This is a genomic window from Shewanella sp. TC10 (genome assembly GCF_009663145.1).
Taxonomy (GTDB): Bacteria; Pseudomonadota; Gammaproteobacteria; order Enterobacterales; family Shewanellaceae; genus Shewanella.
On record NZ_VKHR01000029.1, the window covers coordinates 16,701 to 38,967 of the forward strand.

The 22,267-nt window shown below is 39.4% G+C and carries 16 protein-coding genes and 1 riboswitch; of the genes, 5 read left to right on the forward strand and 11 right to left on the reverse strand.

Annotation, left to right across the window (positions count from 1 at the left end):
* Window positions 1–63: 63 nt before the first annotated feature.
* Entirely contained in the window at window positions 64–1,851 is a 1,788-nt protein-coding gene (locus FNZ24_RS11425) for a M1 family metallopeptidase (protein WP_153914611.1), read from the forward strand.
* A 3,059-nt stretch (window positions 1,852–4,910) separates the two neighbouring features.
* Here the strand turns inward: FNZ24_RS11425 and FNZ24_RS11430 are convergent.
* Window positions 4,911–5,396 carry a glutathione peroxidase gene (locus tag FNZ24_RS11430; RefSeq protein ID WP_153914612.1) on the reverse strand — a complete coding sequence of 162 codons (486 nt, stop codon included), beginning with the start codon at window positions 5,394–5,396 and terminating at the stop codon, window positions 4,911–4,913.
* A 312-nt stretch (window positions 5,397–5,708) separates the two neighbouring features.
* Between FNZ24_RS11430 and FNZ24_RS11435 the strand changes: the two genes are divergently transcribed.
* The gene (locus FNZ24_RS11435; RefSeq protein WP_153914613.1) at window positions 5,709–6,248 is read left to right on the forward strand and encodes a YfaZ family outer membrane protein; all 540 of its coding nucleotides are present in this window, start codon (window positions 5,709–5,711) and stop codon (window positions 6,246–6,248) included.
* Between the two features lie 86 nt (window positions 6,249–6,334).
* On the opposite strand, the gene FNZ24_RS11440 is transcribed toward FNZ24_RS11435, so the two are convergent.
* The 8 genes from FNZ24_RS11440 to FNZ24_RS11475 form a co-directional block, all read right to left on the reverse strand.
* Window positions 6,335–6,496: a small highly charged protein gene (locus FNZ24_RS11440; RefSeq protein WP_153914614.1), complete on the reverse strand. Its 162-nt coding sequence runs from the start codon at window positions 6,494–6,496 to the stop codon at window positions 6,335–6,337.
* 162 nt (window positions 6,497–6,658) lie between these two features.
* Window positions 6,659–7,129, reverse strand: a complete 471-nt coding sequence (locus FNZ24_RS11445; RefSeq protein ID WP_194945051.1) for a copper resistance protein NlpE — start codon at window positions 7,127–7,129, stop codon at window positions 6,659–6,661.
* A 214-nt stretch (window positions 7,130–7,343) separates the two neighbouring features.
* Complete coding sequence (locus FNZ24_RS11450; RefSeq protein ID WP_153914616.1) at window positions 7,344–8,471, reverse strand: patatin-like phospholipase family protein; 1,128 nt, start codon at window positions 8,469–8,471, stop codon at window positions 7,344–7,346.
* A gap of 204 nt (window positions 8,472–8,675) precedes the next feature.
* Window positions 8,676–10,391, reverse strand: a complete 1,716-nt coding sequence (locus tag FNZ24_RS11455) for a proline--tRNA ligase (protein WP_153914617.1) — start codon at window positions 10,389–10,391, stop codon at window positions 8,676–8,678.
* A gap of 265 nt (window positions 10,392–10,656) precedes the next feature.
* Window positions 10,657–11,274: an acyltransferase gene (locus FNZ24_RS11460; protein ID WP_153914618.1), complete on the reverse strand. Its 618-nt coding sequence runs from the start codon at window positions 11,272–11,274 to the stop codon at window positions 10,657–10,659.
* Between the two features lie 84 nt (window positions 11,275–11,358).
* Window positions 11,359–12,096: a tRNA (N6-threonylcarbamoyladenosine(37)-N6)-methyltransferase TrmO gene (gene tsaA, locus FNZ24_RS11465; RefSeq protein ID WP_153914619.1), complete on the reverse strand. Its 738-nt coding sequence runs from the start codon at window positions 12,094–12,096 to the stop codon at window positions 11,359–11,361.
* 27 nt (window positions 12,097–12,123) lie between these two features.
* On the reverse strand, window positions 12,124–12,519 hold the full coding sequence (rcsF, locus tag FNZ24_RS11470; protein ID WP_153914620.1) for an Rcs stress response system protein RcsF: 396 nt from the start codon (window positions 12,517–12,519) through the stop codon (window positions 12,124–12,126).
* A gap of 153 nt (window positions 12,520–12,672) precedes the next feature.
* The gene (locus FNZ24_RS11475) at window positions 12,673–13,077 is read right to left on the reverse strand and encodes an H-NS family nucleoid-associated regulatory protein (protein ID WP_153914621.1); all 405 of its coding nucleotides are present in this window, start codon (window positions 13,075–13,077) and stop codon (window positions 12,673–12,675) included.
* 446 nt (window positions 13,078–13,523) lie between these two features.
* On the opposite strand from FNZ24_RS11475, the gene FNZ24_RS11480 reads away from it, so the two are divergent.
* The 3 genes from FNZ24_RS11480 to FNZ24_RS11490 all read left to right on the forward strand — a co-directional run bounded on the left by FNZ24_RS11480 (window position 13,524) and on the right by FNZ24_RS11490 (window position 17,974).
* A complete protein-coding gene (locus FNZ24_RS11480) occupies window positions 13,524–14,273 on the forward strand; it encodes an electron transfer flavoprotein subunit beta/FixA family protein (protein ID WP_153914622.1) in 750 nt (249 codons plus the stop codon).
* A gap of 2 nt (window positions 14,274–14,275) precedes the next feature.
* A complete protein-coding gene (locus tag FNZ24_RS11485) occupies window positions 14,276–15,199 on the forward strand; it encodes an electron transfer flavoprotein subunit alpha/FixB family protein (RefSeq protein WP_153914623.1) in 924 nt (307 codons plus the stop codon).
* A 921-nt stretch (window positions 15,200–16,120) separates the two neighbouring features.
* Window positions 16,121–16,341, forward strand: a riboswitch (Lysine riboswitch).
* 76 nt (window positions 16,342–16,417) lie between these two features.
* Window positions 16,418–17,974, forward strand: coding sequence for a Na+/H+ antiporter NhaC family protein (locus FNZ24_RS11490; RefSeq protein WP_153914624.1), 1,557 nt, complete (start codon window positions 16,418–16,420; stop codon window positions 17,972–17,974).
* A gap of 261 nt (window positions 17,975–18,235) precedes the next feature.
* Here FNZ24_RS11490 and FNZ24_RS11495 read toward each other — a convergent pair whose 3' ends face one another.
* Window positions 18,236–19,300 (reverse strand): diguanylate cyclase, encoded by a 1,065-nt coding sequence (locus tag FNZ24_RS11495; protein ID WP_194945052.1) that lies wholly within the window; start codon window positions 19,298–19,300, stop codon window positions 18,236–18,238.
* A gap of 492 nt (window positions 19,301–19,792) precedes the next feature.
* Window positions 19,793–21,940: a M3 family metallopeptidase gene (locus tag FNZ24_RS11500; RefSeq protein ID WP_153914626.1), complete on the reverse strand. Its 2,148-nt coding sequence runs from the start codon at window positions 21,938–21,940 to the stop codon at window positions 19,793–19,795.
* Window positions 21,941–22,267: the final 327 nt, after the last annotated feature.

The window sequence follows — 22,267 nt, forward strand, 5'->3', positions numbered from 1 at the left end:
CACTCGATGAAGCCAAAATATTAAGCTAGAATAGCAACAGAATAATACCTATAAGGAACTGTTGTGACTGAACAATTTGATTTCAACATCGATTACCACTCTTTAGCGAATACTGATGAATTGAAAGTGCATCACATGGCACTGAGTTTGGATGTAGACTTTGACAAGCAGCAGTTGCAAGGTTCGGTCAATTTATTATTTAAACGGTTAACGAATTCGACTCAATTAATCTTGGATGGTCGCGATTTAGTCATTACTAGCATCACAGGTACTGATGGCCGTCGACTTGAGTTTAGTCAGCAGCATGTAAATGAACTTCAAGGCGAAAAAATTACCATTGATGTCGGTACAGAACTTACCGAAGTTGTGGTTAACTATCGCACTTCAAAAGAGGCTCAAGGGCTCCAGTGGCTCACTCCAGCTCAAACCTTAGGTAAGCAATTTCCTTATTTGTTTAGTCAATCTCAACCTGTGAATGCCCGCAGTTGGATCCCATTGCAAGATAGCCCTAAAGCCAGAATAACCTTTAGTGCAGCAATTCAAGTTCATAATGGCTTAAGAGCTGTAATGAGCGCGGCTAATTCAGCGAAAATGCCAGCTGATGGCTTATTTACTTTTGAGATGGAAAAGCCGATACCGACGCATTTATTAGCATTGGCTGTGGGCGATCTAGCCTATGGTGAGGTAAGCGAGCGCTGCGCAATTTACACAGAGCCTGCCATGCTCGAAAAAGCCCTTAAAGAATTTGAAGATACTGAGTCGATGATTGTAGCCGCTGAGTCTTTATTGGGGCCTTATCCATGGGAACGGTACGACATGATAGTGTTACCGCCAAGTTTTCCATTTGGCGGTATGGAGAACCCCAGACTAGCCTTTATTACGCCAACCCTTATTGCAGGCGATAAGAGTTTAGTTTCAACAGTGGCACATGAATTAGCACATTCCTGGACGGGGAATTTAGTGAGTAATGCCACATGGCGCGATTTATGGCTTAATGAAGGGTTTACCACTTACTTTACTAATCGGTTAGTGGAAAAAATATACGGTAAAGAGCAAGCGGATCTTGAATGGGTAATTGAGTATGGGCGCCTACAAGAAGAAATGCAGTCAATGCCAGTTGAGTCGCAAACTCTTCCTGCTAATGTACAAAACCAAGATGCCAACGACTCATTTAATCGGTTTACTTACGATAAAGCTTCGATGTTTGTTCATGAGTTAGAAAGCCGTTTAGGCCGAAAAGCATTTGATGAGTTTCTGTTTAACTATGTTCAACATTTTAAATTTGAAGCGATCACCACAGAAACATTTGTTGAATATGCCAAACAGACTCTGCTGGTTGAACACAGTTCAGTACTGAGTGAGGCAGAGTTAATGACTTGGGTATATGGGGAAGGATTACCTGAATGGTTTATTCCACCAACCTCAACCAGTTTAGATAAAGTTAAACTGGCTTTGCAGCAGTTTAGTGAGGGGGTCAATGCTACAAAATTAACTGTAGCTGATTGGCGGGTTCATCATTGGCAGTTCTTTATCACTCAATTACCATTTCAGTTAAATCAAGTACAGCTTAAAGATCTCGATATGACTTTTGCATTTACGGAAAGTCAAAATGCTGAGTTAGCATGTGATTGGTTTAGAGTTGCTATTAGAAATCAATATGATGTTGTTTTACCTAAAGTGACAAGTTTTCTAAGTGAAATTGGTCGAGCAAAGTTTGTGAAACCACTTTATAGCGAATTACTTATTGCGGGTTATTTGACTGAGGCGACTGAAATATACCAGCAAGCAAGGTCAGGTTATCATCCTTCATTACAAGTTCAACTCGACTTGATGTTTAAGGCTAATAGCTGATTTATCGCTGAATGCGATTTAAATTCAATTGTTAAAGGTCAGTTTTTAAATATCAGTCGTTAATTTGTGTAAAAAAAATGGCAACCCAATGGGTTGCCAGAAGTGTTTCTTGCGGGACATGGGCTAATAGTGCGCTAGCGTATTAACTCGTTCCCAAATTGGGGGATGATGATGAACGTTAACATGAAAAAGTCTAAAACTAATTCGGTTAGCTTAGGTTGATGAGACCATGCTGAAATGTAGGTTTACCTTGAATACACCGTGATGAAGGGTTTATTCATTAGGAGAAAATCTTCATTATCAACTCGCTACACTTACTATGAGTACCTATCCTGATAAAGGTTCAACTCGCTAGAGAAAAAAGTCGTATTTATTTTTATTTTACTTGGATATTAGTATTTACCATCTGCCAGTTGAGTTTAAGTATCTGATTTGCTGGGTTAATATTTGTTGTGTGTTTTTCGGCTTTTTAGTGCTTTTATTTACAGCTCTTCATTAGTATTTCAAGTTAACCGAGCCCAGTATCCGTAAACAAAGACTTCATCTATCTAAATAAGAGAAACGATAAGCAAAAAAAAATGGCAACCCAATGGGTTGCCAGAAGTATCTCTTGCGGGACATGAGTTAATAATGCGCTAGCGTATTAACACTTTCCCAAATAAGGGGGGATGATGATGAACGTTAACATGAAAAAGTCTAAAACTAATTCGGTTAGCTTAGGTTGATGAGACCATGCTGAAATGTAGGTTTACCTTGAATATACCGTGATGAAGGGTTTATTCATTAGGAGAAAATCTTCATTATCAACTCGCTACAGTTACTATGAGTGCCTTTTCTAATAAAGGTTCAATCAGTTCGATAAAAAATTTATATAATCTTTAGAATAATCCGCGAATTTTTCTGAACACTTGATCACAGTACTTGATCACAGTAGATAGTCACAAAGCTTATTCAGGGCACGAACCTGGTTCTAAATCTATGTTCCATCACCCTTAACTCTCAGCGGTTACTATTTTTCAATATAGCAGTTAAGACATAGCTTGAATTATCAGTCAGACATATTAGAAATGATGAGCAAAAAAAATGGCAACCCAATGGGTTGCCAGAAATATCTTGCGGGACATGGGCTAATATTGCGCTAGCGTATTAACACGTTCCCAAATAAGGGGATGATGAACAAATGATGAAAAAGTCTAAAACTAATTCGGTTAGCTTCGGCTGATGAGGCCATGTTGAACTGTTGGTTTACCTTGAATACACCGTGATGAAGAGTTTATTCATTGTGTAAATCTACATTATCAACTCGCTACAGTTACTATGAGTGCTCTTTCTCATAAAGGTTCAATGAGTTTTTAAAAAAAGATCACTTTTTAATTTTACCGATTGATCTTGAGTAACTTACAGAATGTTTTATTGAATAGCGGGGAAGAGCGACGATGGCCGTCTGTGTATCTTGCACTGTTTATTCAAGTTTTGTTTATTGAACTTCTGATAATTCGACTTTGCCCCAAATGACATTAGCTCGGTTCAATATTCACCATGACTAACTATGATAACCAACCAAGATAACTATCGACGTTAATCAATGTAGTTGCTGAAACACTATAGGTGTCTCAACTATTGTTAGACAATGATGTGAATGGCCGAGTTTTTAGATAAAAAAAATGGCAACCCAATGGGTTGCCAGAAGTATTTCTTGCGGGACATGGGCTAATATTGCGCTAGCGTATTAACACGTTCCCAAATAAAGGGGGATGATGATGAACATTTACATGAAAAAGCCTAAAACTAATTCGGTTAGCGATAATTAACTATGCCGTGATGAAGGGCTAATTAATCTAGATACTTGCTAATCTAGTACATCTAAAGATGTGCTATTTAAACAACATCAACTCGCTACAGTTACTATGAGTGCTGGTTTTAAAAAAGGTTCAAACAGTTTGAAAAAAAATCACATTAATCGCAAATTATCGGTACTTTCTGAATCTTTCTATTTCCAAGCCTAGTCTATTTGAGCTGCTTGGCTAACGAATGAGTTGTTGAGGTTAATGCAATGACATTTTGTCAGTAAAAAAAATGGCAACCCAATGGGTTGCCAGAAGTATCTCTTGTAGGACATGTATTAATAATGCGCTAGCGTATTAATACTTTCCCAAATATGGGGGATGATGATGAAACATTTACAGAAAACAATGAAAAAGTCTTAAAACTAATTCGGTTAGCATTGGTTGATGAGACCATGTAGAAATGCTTATTTGATTGAATAAACCTTGATGAGGGGCTTATTAGATTAAAAAATAAAGGCATTAACTACTTGCTACATTACTCTGAGTCATGTTTTTTCAAAAGGTTCAAAATTTGTGTAAAAAAGATCAAACTATTTTAAAGCGTCATTTATACGCTTCTTCGATAGCAGAAGCGACATCTCATTAGCCCTGCTAACATCTGTTGCTAAGAACTAATACTAAGAACTAATGCTAAGAACTAATGCTAAGAGCTAATACTAATAATTTTATCCGTGTTCAAATTCATTTCTGGTAAAAGGTTTGCGGAAGATACCTTGTGGTCTTAGGAGGGGTTTAAAAAGGTGATAATCAGAGCAATGTACCAAGCTTCTGGATAAAGCTGTAAAGGGCGGGGCTTCGATAATTTCCGATTTATGACTAAGCTATTTATGACTAAGTTATCAGTGCGCCATTAGTAAAATTAATACTTATCAGTTACTTAAGTTTTTTATTATTTTGAAGCTGCTTTAGAGCTCCTATTAATCTAGCAGTAAAAATCGATTTTAATCAGCCATAAAAAAAGGCAATCAAATGATTGCCTATCGATCCACTTTGAGATCAAGGGGACCGCGCTAGAAGTCCCAGGGAGATGATGAAAGTGAAATCACACTGTCTTAATAAATAAGACTCTCACCTGCGACAATAGTTCAAAAAAAATACAGCTTTTTTTACTTTTTTATCAAATAAATTTTTGTATGTTTAAAATCAATTGTTTGCAATTAAAAAAGTTTGCTTGTTGGTTTGATATTAGCAAACTGACACCGCTTCCATCATTTATTTTAGTAATGACTCGATTTCCGTCATCAGGTTTTCAGGCTTAGTTGTTGGTGAGTAGCGTTTTAATACTTTGCCGTCTTTGTTGATCAAGAACTTGGTGAAGTTCCATTTGATTGACTCACTACCCAGCAGGCCTTTAGCTGAATTTTTTAGAAATTTATATAATGGGGTGGTATCTGCACCGTTCACTTCTACTTTGCTAAACAGGGGGAAACTGACACCAAAATTTAATTCACAGAATTTGCTAATGGTTGCTTCATCACCTTTTTCTTGGCCACCAAATTGATTACAAGGAAATCCTAATACCACAAAGCCTTGGTCTTTATAGAGTTGATATAGGTGTTCAAGTGGCTTGTATTGATGAGTAAAACCACACTCACTAGCCGTATTTACAACTAACACCACTTTGTCTTTGTAATCTGACATAGAAACTGTGTTGCCTTGAATATCAATAGCACTTTGCTCGTAAAAAGACTGACTCATAAAATACTCCTTATATATTTATTATCACTATATAGTAGAATTCAACTTAGTCAATTAAATTGTGCGCAATTTAATTTAGATGGGTTAAATTCACTTGTCTGAATTAACTGAGTAGGCCTACTTTTTATGTGATCCGAGACTGCTCCGTGAATGGGTATCATTTATTGATAAAAAGCCATTTTTGTTACTCAAGTGTGTAAGGTTTGTGTGTGTATTGCTCGAAGCCTGAACGATACAACTGATTTTTAAAGACTAAACAAATTTGCTTAGTATAATCGCGCCAATTAAGATTTTAAGACTGAGGTTTGTAGTATGAAAAAAATCATTTTAGCAGCGGCTATGGCAGCAAGTGCATTATCTGTAAGCGTTACAGCGAGTGAAATCACTTTTGGATTAAGTGAACATGTTGTGTCGGCAAATCTAAAGTCAAATATTAATCCTCACGCAAACCTTGAAGGTGGCTATATTTACTCTGATAAAAAAGGCCACCTAGCAGAATTTGCAATGCATATGACTCACCAAACAGGTCCCCATACTATCGAAATTGGTCCTAAGTGGACCTCTGTATGGTTTGATGACAGCCCAGACGGTAGTGTGGTCTCTGTAGGTGGGCATTACTCATTGGCTTTAGGCAATAAGATATCGCTTCATGGCGACGCTTATTACGCTCCGTCAGTATTGTCATTTTCGGATGTTGATGGTTATACAGAGTTAGGGGCAAAAGTGCAGTATGACTTTAATCCTAATATGGCTATCTTTATTGGTTACCGTAACTTGAAATTTAAGTATGACAACATTTCAGACAGATCATTTGAAGATGGTTTCTATATTGGTGGAACTTCGCGCTTTTAAGCTCGGTAGCATAGCCTTGAAATAATAGGTAATAAAAAAGCAAGTTGCGAGGCAACTTGCTTTTTAATCGAGTAAGTATAAACACTTTAATTGTACTGATTTACTTCAAAATCCAATTCCGCATATTCATCAGCATAACGACGCTTAACATCTACTCTGCGTTGCTTGATCTTTTTAGCTTTTGGCTTTTCTTCAACTTCGTTTTCCCAAAGGGCGTCGTCGATATCAAATTTGTAGTATTGAGACATTTCTCTTTCCAACGTGTTTCTTAAACTGATTAATGATCACTAAACGAGTGACAGTTCAACTCACAGATGAGTGGTACTCACTTTGAATACAGGCTCATTTTTACCTAATTTGAATTTATAACGAAAGCAAAAAAAATCACCTATGACGGTGAAATTTTTTGTTCAATCTTTCGCGTGGGAAGAGTATGGCGTGCTATCTGATCTAATGGATGACTTGCTGGGTAATTCAGCAATTTTTTTCACAATGTATTTATCTTCATCGTCACCCCGTATTCGTTGGCTTTCCACATTCAATAAGTACATTCTTCCTTCGACAACATGATATATTTGGCCGCGGTCTAAGTAGATAATATTGCCTGTTTCGTCCCAGTTAAATACGCCTCCATTCTTAAATGGAATATCGGATTGACCTAAATGTTCAGTAGCAATTTTATATTGATTAGGGGGAATAAGGGTTAGGGTGGTCTTCATGCCATCACAACTTGGGCACGGAAAAGTTCCTTGATAAACCCCTGGCCAATTGACAGTATGCAAGCTGCCTTTGGTAGGATCAGGGTCAAACGATAACTCAGGCTCTGAGCAAGCACTTACCAGTAAGATGGTTATTGCTGCAATTATCCTTATTGCACTCATAATCATTCCTTTTGTCTTTCAGTATTAGTCTATCCGGTTGTCATAGCACTTCTAATATTACTTCTAATAGCGTTTCTAATAACACTTCTTGATAGCACTACTGATACCACTTCTAGATAGCACTTATAGAAGCACTATAGAGGGACACGCTACTGATGTTAAAAACACGCTACTATTTTCCAAAAATGCAGGTTAACTTAAAGCACTTTTGTGTTTATTGATCGATATTAAAAAATTGTTTGATGGTGTCAATTTGCGTCATAGCGTCTTGATACCCTAAATCAATTAAAGCACTCGTATAGGCTTTTTCAAATAATAAATATGAAACAACGCTAGAGTCGGTTTCGCAATCTACCCCGAAAAGTTTGAGTAATACTCTGATAGCGAGGGGTAATTCCTTGAAATACCGTGCAGCAATTTCACTCAAGTCTTCACTGGGTTTAATCACTAAGGTGTCAATTTTTCTTAGGTTAATCAATTTAGCATCAGCTGCAGGGATAAGTGCTAATGTGGTGTTGATTCGCTCTAAACGTTCTAAATCACTATTTAAAGTATCTGAGAAAATAGTATCGAGTAAATGGCCTGCAATAGTCGCTGTTTTAGGGTGAGCATCAACTTCATTGTGATGCTGCTGGTGGGGGCTATCGAGATTGATCACCATGATTTTATCAGCCCCTAAATGGATAGGACTTGATAGTGGAGATAATTGGTGAACAGAGCCATCGCCAAAATAGGCTTGGTTCAATTTAATTGACGGAAATACTAACGGAATGGCTGATGTCGCCATTAAATGATCCGTCGTGAGAGTGCAGCGATTTCCTTGTCTTCTTGCTCTTTTCCAGTCACTCACACTGCTATTGGCTTGGAAGAAACTATAAGAATGGGAATCGTTATAGCTTGAAGCATCTAAACTAATGGCTTTTAATGCTCCGCTACCAATGTTGCGCTCGATACGTTGAAAGTCGATGAGCTGGTTAAGCAGACTGCGTAAAGGAGAGTTATCGAGCAGGCTGCCTGCATCTGTATTCATTTTATCGCTTTGTAGCCCTTTAAGCGCCATTTTACAAAGGTGCTTGAATACTTTACTAAACGAAGAGTGGTACACTTTTTTTGTTTCAAAGTGGCGCCAAACCCAATCTAATTTTTTCACCCCAAGATGAAAACATGAAGCATGGGTTGCCAATGACGTTGCATTAATTGCACCAGCAGATGTACCACTGATAATTTCAAACGGAATATGATGATTACGCGGATACAGTTGAACTAAGGCCTTTAATACCCCAATTTGATAAGCTGCTCTAGCGCCACCACCGCCCAAAACAAGTGCAATTGATTCTGACAACTAAGATCTCCTTTCTAATGACTAACGCCATGATATCAGTATGGTTAATAATATCTGGTTCGACGAGTAATTGAACAATTATTTATTGGGGAATCACTTGTTCTTGCCATATGTTTAGGCATAAAAAAACGCACCATAAGGTGCGTTTTAATGTCGAGACTCGTTAAAGTCATTAGGCCCTAACTAAGAGCCTGGCAAGGCTGCTTAGCCTTTAATTGAAGATTTGATGAAATCGACAATTTGATCGAATGGGATATCTTGCTTTTCACCCGTACGACGATTCTTATACTCGAAAACGCCAGCATCGATATTTCTATCGCCAATCACTACAACGTGCGGTAAGCCAACTAATTCCATATCGTTGAACATCACACCAGGACGTTCTTTACGATCATCGAGTAAGATTTCAATGCCTTCAGCAGCTAAGTCTTTATAAAGTTGCTCAGCCATTTCTTTTACGCGGTGAGACTTATGCATGTTCATCGGTAAAATACCCACAGTGAACGGTGCAAGAGACTCAGGAAGCATCATTCCACGCTCATCATGGTTTTGCTCAATCGCAGCAGCAACGATACGGCTAACGCCTGCACCGTAACAACCCATCATCATCACTTTAGATTTACCGTTTTCATCAAGTACGGTTGCGCCCATAGCTTCAGAGTAGTTAGTGCCTAATTGGAAAATATGACCGACTTCAATACCACGAGCAAAAGCATAAGTGCCTTTGCCGTCAGGTGTTGCTTCACCTTCAACTACGTTACGGATATCCATGGTTTGCGCCATTGGTAAATCACGTTCCCAGTTAATACCGAAGAAATGCTTACCTTCTTGGTTAGCACCAGCGCCGAAATCACTGATCACGGCAACATCTTTGTCGATGATAATTGGCATTTCAAGACCCACTGGGCCAAGCGAACCAGGACCTGCGCCAATGACAGCTTTGATTTCTTCATCGCTTGCGAACTCAAAAGGAGACAACACAAGTTCATGCTTTTCTGCTTTTAATTCATTTAACTCATGATCGCCACGAACAACTAACGCCACTAAAGGTGCTTCTTCTGTAGCCCCTTTAACAATAAGCGTTTTCACTGTTTTGGTCATTTCAATGTCAAACTGCTCAACCAGCTCCGCAATCGTTTTGGCATTTGGAGTGTCAACCAAAGTCATTTCTAATGTCGGCGCAGCTAAAGTGGCAGTCGGCTCTGGAGATTCCGCTTTTTCGATGTTAGCGGCATAATCGCTATCAGTTGAGTAAGCAATTAAATCTTCACCACTGTTAGCTAACACATGGAATTCATGAGATGTGTCGCCACCAATTGAACCTGTGTCAGCAATAACAGAGCGGAAAGCTAGACCCATACGAGTAAAGATGTTGTTATAAGCTTCATGCATTGCTGCGTATGTGGTGTCCATACATTCTTGATTTAAATGGAAAGAGTAAGCATCTTTCATCAAAAATTCACGGGCACGCATAACACCGAAACGAGGACGAACTTCATCACGGAATTTTGTTTGTACTTGGTATAGGCTAAGTGGAAGTTGCTTGTAAGAGCTCACTTCTTTACGCACTAAATCAGTAATCACTTCTTCGTGAGTCGGTCCAAGTACAAAGTCACGGTTATGACGGTCTTGGAAACGTAGTAATTCAGGACCAAACTTTTCCCAACGACCTGTCTCAACCCAAAGATCTGCGGGTTGAACTAGCGGCATTAAGATTTCAATTGCACCTGCTTTGTCCATTTCTTCACGAATTATCGCTTCAACTTTACGTAAAACACGTAAACCGCTCGGTAACCATGAATATAGACCTGATGCATTACGACGGATAAAGCCCGCACGTAGCATTAATTGATGACTGGCAACCTCTGCATTAGCAGGGGTTTCTTTTTGTGTTGAAAGCAGGTACTTGCTAACTCGCATTCCCAATGTCCACTTTAGTAGCTATTAATGGGCGACATTTTAGCACTTGCCACGATGTTGTCACCAGATAATTGCTGTGAAGAATGCTTTATTGTAGCTGCTATAGAAGGGAGTTGATTCGTTAGCCTGCCATCAAGGATTTTTATGATGTATTTAGTGTTAGTAAATGGATGTATTAAGTGATAAATAAGCCATCACAAGTTGCATTAAAGCGGTTTAATAGAATTAGATTATAAAACTGTGTGATTAAGCGGATTAATCAAGCTTATTTATCTCGTCTGTCGCCAATTATCTTTGCAGGATTACCCGCGACAATAGCAAAATCTGGTACATCTTTAGTGACAATACTACCCATACCTACGACAGCTTGATGGCCAATATTCACTCCATCGACAATACCCGCTTGAGCGCCAATCCACACATCCTCGCCAATAGTGATACCTTTTGCGGTCACAGCTTGTTGATAAATAGGTGAATCCACTGACATGCCATGATTAAAGGCATAAATGGTGACATTATTCGCAATGCGAGTTCTGTCTCCAATGGTAATACCCACTCTACCGCCATCAAACGAGCAACCATGATTAATGGCGACTTCATTGCCCATTTTTATCGGGCCGTGAAGAAAAACGTCAGCGGCAATCATACATTGATTGCCGATATGAATGTCTCGGCCACGCTCTGCAAATAAGTTTGCTTCTGGCGCGATAAAACATTGCTGGCCAATGTGTATGGTTTCTACTTGGATTAAATTCTGCTGGATTTCATCTTGCCAAGGTTTTGCCCACACTAAATGTTTTTCTTTTAATGAAAAATAAAGCCAAGGCATCCAAGATAAACGCTTCTTATGTTGAGTTTGATAGTCTGGTTTGTCGTTAATCATGGCTATGGACTTTTGGTAATGAAACGTAACAATTGGATGCGTTTATTTATTCGTACAGTTTTTAATAAGCGAGTATAGATATCGTTAACTCACAGAGGTTGGCTTTAATTCAATAACTTCAATTTTGTCATTGACGATATGCCAAAAAATATCAATGTCATATAAAGCTACTTGGTATATTTTAGCATCCGCTTTTGCTTTTTTATAAGCAGGGCGGGGATCTTGCGCTAAAACATCATTAATCACTTGCTTTAAATCACTCATTTTATATGCGTTTGAATATTCAGCAATTTGAGTTTCTGCAATTTGACTAAATTCAACTTCAATTAATTGTGGTGCAGATTGAGCAATTCCACCACTGGCGTGATTTATCGCATCAGAAAAAGGAATATAAGGTTTAATATCTATGATGGGAGTGCCATCTAATAAATCCATGCCAGATATTTCTAAACAGACTTTGCCATTTCGTTGCACAACCTTGTGTAATTTAACCACTGACTGACCAATACCATTTGGTCTAAATGTAGAGCGAGTAGCAAATACGCCTAATTTTTCATTTCCACCTAATCGAGGAGGTCTAACGGTATTTTTCCAACCCTGAGCTAAATTTTCATGAAAACAAAAAAGTAACCATAAGTGGGAATATTGTTCTATGCCTCTTACTGCATCGAGATTATTAACATGTGCTGCTAATTCAACCCAACCGCGTACATTTACAAGGCCAGGTTGCCTTGGTATTCCAAATTTTTGTTTGTACGGTGTGCGACATATTGCAACCGCCTCTATTTGAGAACTAAAAGACGGTTCAGAATATTTATTCATTTATTTATTTAAGTTATATATTTTCGGTTATTGAGCCGTTTCAGTTTTAATCGCCTGACCCACACAAAAAGCTTGAGTGAAACAGGTATTTGTTTTCTGTTCTGTTAATAAGCACTTCTTAACAATCAACCCATTAGCACCTAATTCAACGGCTTTTTTACGGGCTTCAGTGCGAGCATCTGCGATATTAGCTGGGACGCCATGCTCAGTTTCTTGGCAAGACTCGCCTTCAACGAGTCCAATGATTTCAAATGCACCTTGAGGACGCTCACCGTCTTTATATAGCACGACACCAGCAGGCTTAAAGTATTCATCAATCGCTTCACCATCTAAATTGCTGTTGAAGGTGTAATTACTAGAACAGGCTGATAAAAGTACAACAGGAAGGAACGTTAATAACGCAAATGGACGAGATGTGTTCATAATACGGCCTAATTCAATTGAGTGCATTAATGAGGAGTCTATATTGTTTATAGTTTACATGGCTTATAAGTTTGTGGAAACTTTTGATATTAGTTATATAGATAACAAAAGAGCCTACCGAAGTAAGCTCTTTAATAGCAGAATGGCTAACTGTTATCCCATGCCTGGAATTAAAAAGTCTTCCATTGTTTTGCCTGCATCAATTTGGTTTTTAAATACAGTTGGCATACGGCCTTGACCAGTCCACTGAATTAATTCACCGTCAACTTCGATTTGATATTTAGCTGGACGAGGCGCACGTTTCTTAGGTGCTGGCTTAGCAGTAATTTCACCTAAATCTTCAATTGATAAACCACTGTTTTCAATTTGAGCTAATATTTCAGCAATACGTTCGTTACGCTCCGCATTTGCTTCTAATTCAGCTTTTTCGTCTTCTTCTCTTTCAGTGATAATCTTTTCTAGCTTAACTGAAAGTTCACGTAAGTCTTCTAGTGATAACTCTTTTACTGCAGCTTTAAAACGACGACCATGTGTTAAAATTTCTAAAAAGTCACTCATATCAATGTGCATCCTAATGATTTTAAATAATAAGTATCTCAAGTAATTCTGTGGCTATTAAATAATACTTATCAAAACTCTTGATTGTTTAATTGTTATCAAACGAGAGTATAGATTGATTTGACCATTTAAAAAGTAAAACAAAATAATAGTAGAAAAACACGGTTACTTGAATCGTCATTAATAATAGAAACTAAATTTGTTTGGATCAAATAAAAATATCATTAAATGTGTAAATTTAAATAAAAAAGCCAAAATAAAGCGGTTGATAAATAAATTATTACAAAAACAACTCTTCTTTAAGCATCAACTTAACCAAAAAAATATATAAACAAGTGTTTGACTTTGGTTGACGTTAACGTTAACAGGACGTAAAGTTGTGCCATATTGCATTGGTGATAGCCAATGTGCCATCCACATACATTGAAGGTGTAGAAGGAAATCCCATGAAAGTATTGGTGCCTGTAAAGCGCGTAGTCGATGCCAATGTGAAAGTCAGAGTAAAGGCTGATAACACAAATGTTGATACTGCTAATTTAAAAATGGCGTTAAACCCATTTTGTGAAATCGCTGTTGAAGAAGCAGTTCGATTGAAAGAAGCGGGAAGTGCGACAGAAGTCGTGGTGGTAAGTATTGGGGCGAAAGCTGTGCAAGAACAGTTACGTACTTCAATGGCGCTTGGTGCAGACCGCGCAATTCACGTGCAAACAGATGAAGAGTTAGTGCCTTTATCTATTGCTAAAATTCTAAAAGCTGTGCAAGAGAAAGAACAAGCAGATTTGGTGATTTTTGGTAAGCAGTCAATCGACGGTGATAATAATCAAACAGGTCAAATGCTGGCTGCATTAACTCAAATGCCTCAAGCGACTTTTGCTTCTGAACTGAAGTTAAGTGCAGACGGCGCAGAAGTGACTCGTGAAGTGGATGGCGGTTTACAAACGCTTAAAATGCCACTACCTGCTGTGGTTACTGCAGATTTACGTTTAAATGAACCTCGTTATGCTTCATTACCAAATATTATGAAAGCTAAGCGTAAACCGCTTGAAACACTTTCAATTGACGATCTTGGTGTGAGTTTAAAAGCCCATCAAAACATCGTTAAAGTCACCCCTCCTGCCGAGCGTCAAGCTGGCATTATGGTGAGTTCAGTAGCAGAGCTAGTTGAAAAGTTAAAAAATGAAGCGAAGGTGATCTAATTATGGCCATTTTAGTATTAGCAGAACACGATAATGCAAGTTTGAAGTTAGACACTGCAAAAGTGGTCAGCGCCGCAGTTGCTATCGGCGGTGATGTTCATGTATTAGTTGCTGGTAGTGCTTGTGCTACAGCTGTTTCAGCGGCTCAAGCGTTAACAGGTGTGAGTAAAGTATTAGTGGCTGATGCCGCTGCATACGAAGCGCAGATGGCTGAAAACTTATCAGAGCTAGTGTTAAACCTTGCTGGCGACTACGAATACATTGTGGCTGCAGCTTCAAGTGTTGGTAAAGATACGCTTCCTCGCGTTGCTGCACTTTTAGATGTGGCTCAAATTTCAGAAGTCATTGAAGTTGTTAGTGCAGACACATTTGTGCGTCCTATCTACGCAGGTTCTGCGTTAGCGACAGTACAAAGTTTAGATGACAAAAAAGTCTTAACGGTTCGTACAAGTGCATTTGATGCCGCTGGTAACGAAGGCAGCGCAGAAGCTGTTGCAGTAGACTTTGTCGCTGAAGCTAAAACAGAGTTTGTATCGCAAACGCTGACAGAATCAGAGCGCCCTGAATTAGGGAGTGCGGGTGTGATTGTTTCAGGTGGTCGTGGTATGGGCAGTGGTGAGAACTTTGCCATTTTAGAAGCGCTTGCTGACAAAATGACCGCTGCTGTAGGTGCATCGCGCGCCGCTGTTGACGCGGGTTTTGTACCGAATGATTTACAAGTCGGCCAAACCGGTAAAATTGTTGCTCCTGATCTGTATATTGCTGTCGGTATTTCTGGCGCGATTCAACATTTAGCGGGTATGAAAGACTCTAAAGTTATTGTAGCGATTAACAAAGACCCTGAAGCGCCAATTTTCCAAGTGGCTGATTATGGTCTTGAAGCTGATTTATTTGATGCTATTCCTGAGTTAACTAACTCACTATAATCCAGCTAATCAACCCTCTTCGCGGTGGGTTGAGACTATTAGCTGTGGGTTGAGACTCTAAGCAATGGATTGAGACTTTAAATTTTTTGAAGCTTAATTGGTTGAAGCTTGATTTTTGACTTAGTCATCAGATTATTTTTAAAAGGTTTTTGTCTTATAGGCAAAAACCTTTTTATTACCTAAAGATATTAAGGTGGCAAAAGATAATGATTTTATCGGGGGAATATTTATTTGTTTTGCATATTTATTCAATATAAAACAGAGATTTTGAACGTTTAAAGAACGGGAGATTTAACGTTTGAAAGCAAGATTAAAAATATCATTAAATAAAGTATATGCTCTAAATGGCATAGTTATTTAGATTGTAAACTTTACATTTGTGTTAATTTCACTGGATAAAAAACTGATTTAATCATTAACTTTTATTAATAAATACAGTGCACTCGTTTTAAATCCCCACTCTAACGTCTAATTTCAGCTTCTAATTTTCAACGTCTAGTTTCAGCTATTAACTTTACCCTTTAACTTCTGTCTCTATCTTTATTGCCTAACAGCATTAAAAGGGGAGTGACTAAGTTGATAAGCTATCATCAAGCTGTCGACTTGATTCAAGAAATTGTCGCTGAACTCTGAACGGAATATCACTGTGCAAAACCACCGTTAAGATGAGCTGAAATAAAACAGTCTTTAACACAGGCACGCCTAAGTGAGCTTAATTTATCTAATATCGCAAAAATTGATGGTAAATCCTCCGCTTGCTAACAATTCGTTACACCACTGATAAGCTGCTGTGGTGTTTTTTGATTGTGATGTTATTTCTCACAAGATAAGCTACTTTTATCTGGTAATGAACCTCGTGCTTATGTTTGTATAGTGGCGTGTGACAGCAGAGAGCACTGTATAAGGCTCTCTCAATGCTGAATCATAAGTAGAGGCGCATCAAATATCAGTAAAGTTAAGTTGGGTGATACCATTAGCTTAATTTGAAAGGATTTGGTGCCGAAGTGAATCGGTTCTATCAAAACCATTTGCTGGGGCAGTTTCCGAAAGGGGCTGCACTGTCATAGTAATTTTTATCCGTGAGGATAAAACAATGGATATCGATGTTGATATCGATATTACTGTGGAGTGCTACTGAAAAGATCCTTGTCTTCGCTTTCTGCGTTGTCTTGCCTTATCAGTTATCCTCCATTCGTACTCAACGAAGAAAATATAAAAATGATGATAACAAGTTATGCCGATTCGGCACTTTCACTTTTGCCTCCTGTAGTGGCAATTATTTTAGCTGTAATTACCCGTAGAGTTCTGCTTTCACTGGGCCTAGGTATTCTTGCCGGTGTTGTGCTTTTAAGCGACTTTTCGTTTGGCGCTGCAGCAAGCCACCTTGTCAGCACTGTCACCAGCTTAGTTTGGGACGATGGCGCACTTAATGCGTGGAATTTACAGATCATTGGCTTCTTAGTCGTATTAGGCATGATCACCGCACTCATCACTGTCAGTGGTTCTGCTCGTGCATTCGCTGATTGGGCGCATCAACGCATTCGTAATAAACGCGATGCAAAACTGATGACCATGTTCTTAGGTTGTGTTGTGTTTATTGATGACTACTTTAACAGTATTGTTGTCGGTTCAATCTCCCGTCCTATTACTGACCGTTATCATATTTCACGCGCTAAACTCGCTTATTTATTAGATTCAACAGCTGCACCTGTTTGTGTTATTTCGCCTGTTTCTAGCTGGGGTGCATATATCATTGCATTAATTGGCGGGATCTTAACGGCACATGGTTTTGCTGATACAGGTCATTTAAGTGTTTTCTTACAAATGGTACCGATGAATTTCTACGCCATTTTTGCCTTATTACTGTTACTTTGCGTGGCTATCTTTGGTTTAGATATTGGCCCGATGCGTCAACATGAACGCAACGCACAAAAAGGCGAGTTATTTGACGAAAGCAAAGGCTTACCACCAGGAGCTACTGCAGACTTACCTGAAGCAGATACTGGTAAAATCATGGGCTTGTTCCTGCCAATTTTTGTTCTTGTCGCCGCGACGATTTACTTTATGGTTGCAACAGGTGCGGACGCACTTGCTAGCGAAGGCCTTAAATTCAGCGTGCTAGGTGCATTTGAAAACACTGAAGTGAGCGAATCATTATTTTACGGCTCGCTAGTTGGTTTAGTGGTAACAGTATTACTGACTATCCAACAAAAAATCAGCACGAGCATGATGTTTACTGGCCTTAAGGTTGGCGCTAAGTCAATGTTACCGGCTATCTATATCTTGTTATTTGCATGGACCATTGCATCAGTCATTGGCGAGCTTGAAACGGGTAAATACATGGCAAGCCTTGCCACGGGTAATATTCCGTTTGCCTTACTACCTGCAGTTTTATTCTTGCTTGCTGGTTTAACGGCTTTCTCAACCGGCACAAGCTGGGGTACATTCGGTATCATGTTACCAATCGCAGCAGATATGGCGATGGGCAGTGACAGCACTATGATGTTACCTATGCTTGCAGCTGTGTTATCTGGTGCAGTATTTGGAGACCATTGTTCACCGATTTCTGATACCACTATCTTGTCGTCAACAGGGGCGAGCTGTCATCACTTAGACCATGTTATGACTCAGCTTCCTTATGCTGTGATTGTAGCGGTGTTAAGTTTAGTGGGTTACGCAGTGCTTGGTTTCACCGGTTCTGTTGCCATGGGCTTCATTACTTGTTCTGTGTTGTTCGTATTGGCGGTATTAGGACTTAAAATTGCCACTAAGTAATCACATGAATTGATAGGTTCCTGCTTACAGGTTTTGGCCTAAAGGAACAGTCATAAAAAATGCCACTCAATTGAGTGGCATTTTTGTTTGTCGCCTGTTGATCTTTTAAGGTTGTTTTTGGAGCGAGTTGTTGGCCATTCTATGCACCAAGGGTGCAAGACTGAGACTTTGTGGTGTCGTTTTACATAAAGTCAGATAAACTCTCGATAACGCCGCAAAACAACCAACAAACGCTGCCCGTAGGGGGCGACTAACAGCTTTTTATCCGAGTTTAGCATCAAGAATGCTGTGGGTTGACACACTATGACTATCTACACTATTACCTTTCAAACTGTGCCGATCAAATGCAATTCTATTTCTGCCATTACGTTTAGCTTCATATAGATATTCGTCGGCTTTTTGAGTCAAGGCGTTCAGCGAATAATGTAATTTCGGCGTAGCAGATGCTATCCCAATGCTTACACTTATAAACGAAAGTTGATTGCTTATATCTTTAATATGGTCAAAAAGGGTTAAATTTCGAAACTTTTCCATAATGCCTTCTGATATTGTGACTGCACTGGAAAGGGGTAAATCGCCAAAAAAAATAATAAACTCATCCCCACCATATCTTGCACATAAATCAGTTGGTCGACGGGTAACACTATCTAATATTTTTGCTAACTCGATGAGGCATTTATCGCCCACTGAATGGCCATAACAATCATTGATTAATTTAAAGTGGTCAATATCTATCATCACAACAGAGACAGGCTTATTATTTCTTAAACTCATTTTCCAATATATTTCTGTGAACTCCTCAAATTTTCTTCGGTTGGCAATCTTCACTAGCGGATCTTTGCTCGCTACTTCAGCTAACGCTTCTTCGGCAAGTCTTCTTTGGGTGATATTTTGATGTGTGATTACGAAGTAGGATTGTTTTTCAACCATTAGAGGAGCCATTCTCATCAAAAACCAACGTTGAGTATCAGGACTGTGGCAAGGGTACTCATAAGAGAAACTCTGTTCTTTTCCCGAAAGCACACGTTCGATACCTTGACTGACGATTCTTGCGTCACTATCACCGCTTTGAGCTGAACTGTGGCAGCAATTTAGATAGTTTACTCCTTGCCAGTCTAATTGTTCATCACCTTTATTTTCAGCGCCAAAACTCTTCCAGCTTTGGTTAACAAAAACTATCTTCCCTGCTGAGTCGATGACAGCTAATTGCTCCAAAAGAGCATCTAATACCGATTTAAAAAAAGTGCTAGGAAGCGAATGGTTATTTGCTGTTTCTCTGATTGGCGCTTTCGCAACGGCCTTGTTATCTATTTTTGAATCCTTCAAAATGTTCTGCAACCTCCATGCTGCGTGAAACTTTAGTTATTCCTACATAACTAATGTAACCGATTTAACCGATATAACAGTATAGATCCATACTAAGTTGGTTTGCCTGAATTTTTTACTAAATTAATTCGACAGTATGAGCTTAAGGGATCAAAATCATAGGGCGGGGGAGATTAATTCTGAGCTGTAGATATGAGCACTAAGCTATTAACAGTAAGCTATTAGCAGTAAGCCTAGAGTCGTAAGCTTTGAGCACTCATAGTTACACTGATACAAAGCCAGACGATTGAATTGAAGTAAAGCATCTACAATAAATCACGACATGCTTACAAATAAGAAAAAGCACTCAACGTTTTCACGTTCAGTGCTTTATTAATCAAACTACTTTTTGCAATTCAATCATGCTGATTCAAAAGACTTTACTATTTTGTCACCGTAATTATTCACAGCAACAAAGTGATCTAGTGATAGATCATGTATAAAACAGCCTAATTAATCTAAACCGCGACGCTCAAGGAGTGCATCTGTGGTTGGCGCTTGGCCTCTGAAGTTTTGGTAAGCTTCCATTGGCGGTACGCTATTGCCAACTTCACGAATGGTCTTTCTAAACTTCATACCTATTTCACGGTTTAACCCACCTTGGGTTTGCACGTAAGCAAAGGCATCCGCCGCTAAGATTTCACTCCACATGTAAGCGTAGTAACTCGCTGAGTAACCACCTGGGAAGGCATGGGCAAAGTAAGTTGAGCGGTAACGTGGTGGCACAGCGGGTAAATCTACGCCGTGTTTTTTCAACGCATTGGCTTCAAATTTTGCCACATCTTGAAGTGGTGCATCAGCATCTAAGGCATGCCATTCTAAATCAAGCAGCGCAGCTGACATGTACTCTAACGTATCGAATCCTTGGTTAAAGCTTCGTGACGCTAATAGTTTTTGCAGCAAGTCATCAGGGATAGGTTTACCCGTATCATAATGCTTAGCATAGTTCGCTAACACTTTAGGGTGCGCAGCCCAATCTTCTTCAAAGGTTGACGGGAATTCCACAAAGTCACGTGACACAGCGGTGCCAGCAAGTGATGGGTATTTCACTTTCGAGAACATACCGTGAGTGCCGTGACCCATTTCATGGAACATAGTCGTGGCTTCATCATAGCTCACAAACGTTGGCTCGCCTTCAGGGGCCTTTTTAATGTTCATCACATTCACGACAACAGGCTTTTGGTTGAGTAGCTCTGATTGACCAACAAACGAGCTCATCCATGCGCCGCCACGTTTACCTTCACGGGCAAAGTAATCGGCGTAGAAGATAGCCATGCTTGACCCGTCTTCATCAAACATCTCGTAAGCTTTTACGTCTGGATGATAAACAGGTAAGTCAGGGCGAGGCTTTAAAGTGACGCCATACAGCTCTTGTAAGGTAAAGAATACTCCATCTTCAAGTACGCGATTAAATTCAAAATATGGCTTAATCGATGCTGAATCTAAGTCAAACTTTTCTTTACGCACTAACTCAGCGTAATAAGCCCAGTCCCATGGTGCTAGAGTGAAATCACCACCTGTTTTGTCAATCATTGCTTGAATGTCAGCAGCTTCTTTTTGGGTGTTTTCAACTACCGCAGGCACCATAGAGCCGAACATGTCGTATACCGCTTCAGGTGTTTTTGCCATTTGTGGTGCTAAACGGTAATCAGACCAAGTATCAAAACCTAATAGTTTGGCTTTTTTAGCGCGAAGCTGTGCTAAACGCGCCACCAATGAAGCTGTCTCATTTTCGCCTGTTAAGCCACGGTTAGCTGATGCTTCCCATACTTGTTGGCGCAATGCGCGGTTATCAAGTTGCGATAACACTGGTTGACGAGTGGTGTTAGTGATATTGAGTAGGTACTGTCCTTCAAGTCCAGCAGCTTTAGCATCAGCTTTAGCCGCTGCAATGGCTGACTCTGATAAACCAGCAAGCTGCGATTCATCATCTACTTTAACGGCAATTTCTTTACTCAATCTAAGTAATCGCTGGGCGAACTCGTTAGTGATTGTTGATTGCTCTTCATTAAGCTCACGAATTTGTTGTTTTTCAGCTTCCGTTAACTGAGCGCCAGCAAGTACAAAACGCTGATGATAGACTTCTACTAAGCGCACTTCTTCATCGGTTAAAGAGCTTGTTGTGCGGCTATCGTAAATGGCTTGAATACGGCTGAATAACTCAGGATTTAGGTTAATGTTATCTGAATGAGCTGCGATTTTAGGCGCCATAATACCTTGAACTTTACGCAGCTCAGGGTTGCTGTTCGAACCCGTTAGGTTATAAAAAATACTTGAGGTACGGGTAAGCAAGGCGCCACTTTTTTCCATTGCGACAATGGTATTTTCGAATGTCGGCGCATCTGGGTTGGCAGCAATATCCAAAATTTGCTGATAATGCTCTTTCATACCAAGTTCAAGGGCTGGAAGATAATGCTCATCTTTAAGCTGACTAAAGTCAGGCGCTTGATACTGCAAAACACTGGCTTGTAAGAGTGGGTTTTGTTGTTGCACTGCTTCCCCTTGGGTTGCTGTTTCTGCAGCTGTGTTTGAGTTGTTATAGCTGCAACCGCTTATAGCGAGTGTAGTAGCAATGGCTACTGCGACAATTGTTTTATGCATTGTGTATCTACTTCCTTAATTATAATTGTTCATGCAATTTATCAATTGTTTCTTAATCGTATATGAAGAATATAGGGAATTGTGATGCCTGTGAGCGTTATGAGCTAAATAGCGCTCAAAACTGTGATCTAATTTATTGCAGAATGTAAATTATGTTAATGTCAGTGAGGTTTGGCTTGGTCAATCCCAAGTTGAAAGTGGTTTTTATTTAAAGCTTTTTTCCTAAAAATACTGCTAGCAGCTTCACGGTATTTTGTTCCTTTCGGCTTATTTAAAACAGGATTCAGTGGTAGACTAGGCGAGATTATAACAATAAGGATCTTCTGT

Excerpts from the sequence above, each read along its gene's own strand:
- FNZ24_RS11490 (WP_153914624.1), top strand. The coding sequence starts at position 16,418 with ATGATGATAACAAGTTATGCCGATTCGGCACTTTCACTTTTGCCTCCT.
- rcsF (WP_153914620.1), bottom strand. The coding sequence starts at position 12,519 with ATGAACACATCTCGTCCATTTGCGTTATTAACGTTCCTTCCTGTTGTA.
- FNZ24_RS11430 (WP_153914612.1), bottom strand. The coding sequence starts at position 5,396 with ATGAGTCAGTCTTTTTACGAGCAAAGTGCTATTGATATTCAAGGCAAC.
- tsaA (WP_153914619.1), bottom strand. The coding sequence starts at position 12,096 with ATGAATAAATATTCTGAACCGTCTTTTAGTTCTCAAATAGAGGCGGTT.
- FNZ24_RS11440 (WP_153914614.1), bottom strand. The coding sequence starts at position 6,496 with ATGTCTCAATACTACAAATTTGATATCGACGACGCCCTTTGGGAAAAC.
- FNZ24_RS11500 (WP_153914626.1), bottom strand. The coding sequence starts at position 21,940 with ATGCATAAAACAATTGTCGCAGTAGCCATTGCTACTACACTCGCTATA.
- FNZ24_RS11455 (WP_153914617.1), bottom strand. The coding sequence starts at position 10,391 with ATGCGAGTTAGCAAGTACCTGCTTTCAACACAAAAAGAAACCCCTGCT.
- FNZ24_RS11445 (WP_194945051.1), bottom strand. The coding sequence starts at position 7,129 with ATGAGTGCAATAAGGATAATTGCAGCAATAACCATCTTACTGGTAAGT.
- FNZ24_RS11435 (WP_153914613.1), top strand. The coding sequence starts at position 5,709 with ATGAAAAAAATCATTTTAGCAGCGGCTATGGCAGCAAGTGCATTATCT.
- FNZ24_RS11485 (WP_153914623.1), top strand. The coding sequence starts at position 14,276 with ATGGCCATTTTAGTATTAGCAGAACACGATAATGCAAGTTTGAAGTTA.
- FNZ24_RS11475 (WP_153914621.1), bottom strand. The coding sequence starts at position 13,077 with ATGAGTGACTTTTTAGAAATTTTAACACATGGTCGTCGTTTTAAAGCT.
- FNZ24_RS11480 (WP_153914622.1), top strand. The coding sequence starts at position 13,524 with ATGAAAGTATTGGTGCCTGTAAAGCGCGTAGTCGATGCCAATGTGAAA.
- FNZ24_RS11460 (WP_153914618.1), bottom strand. The coding sequence starts at position 11,274 with ATGATTAACGACAAACCAGACTATCAAACTCAACATAAGAAGCGTTTA.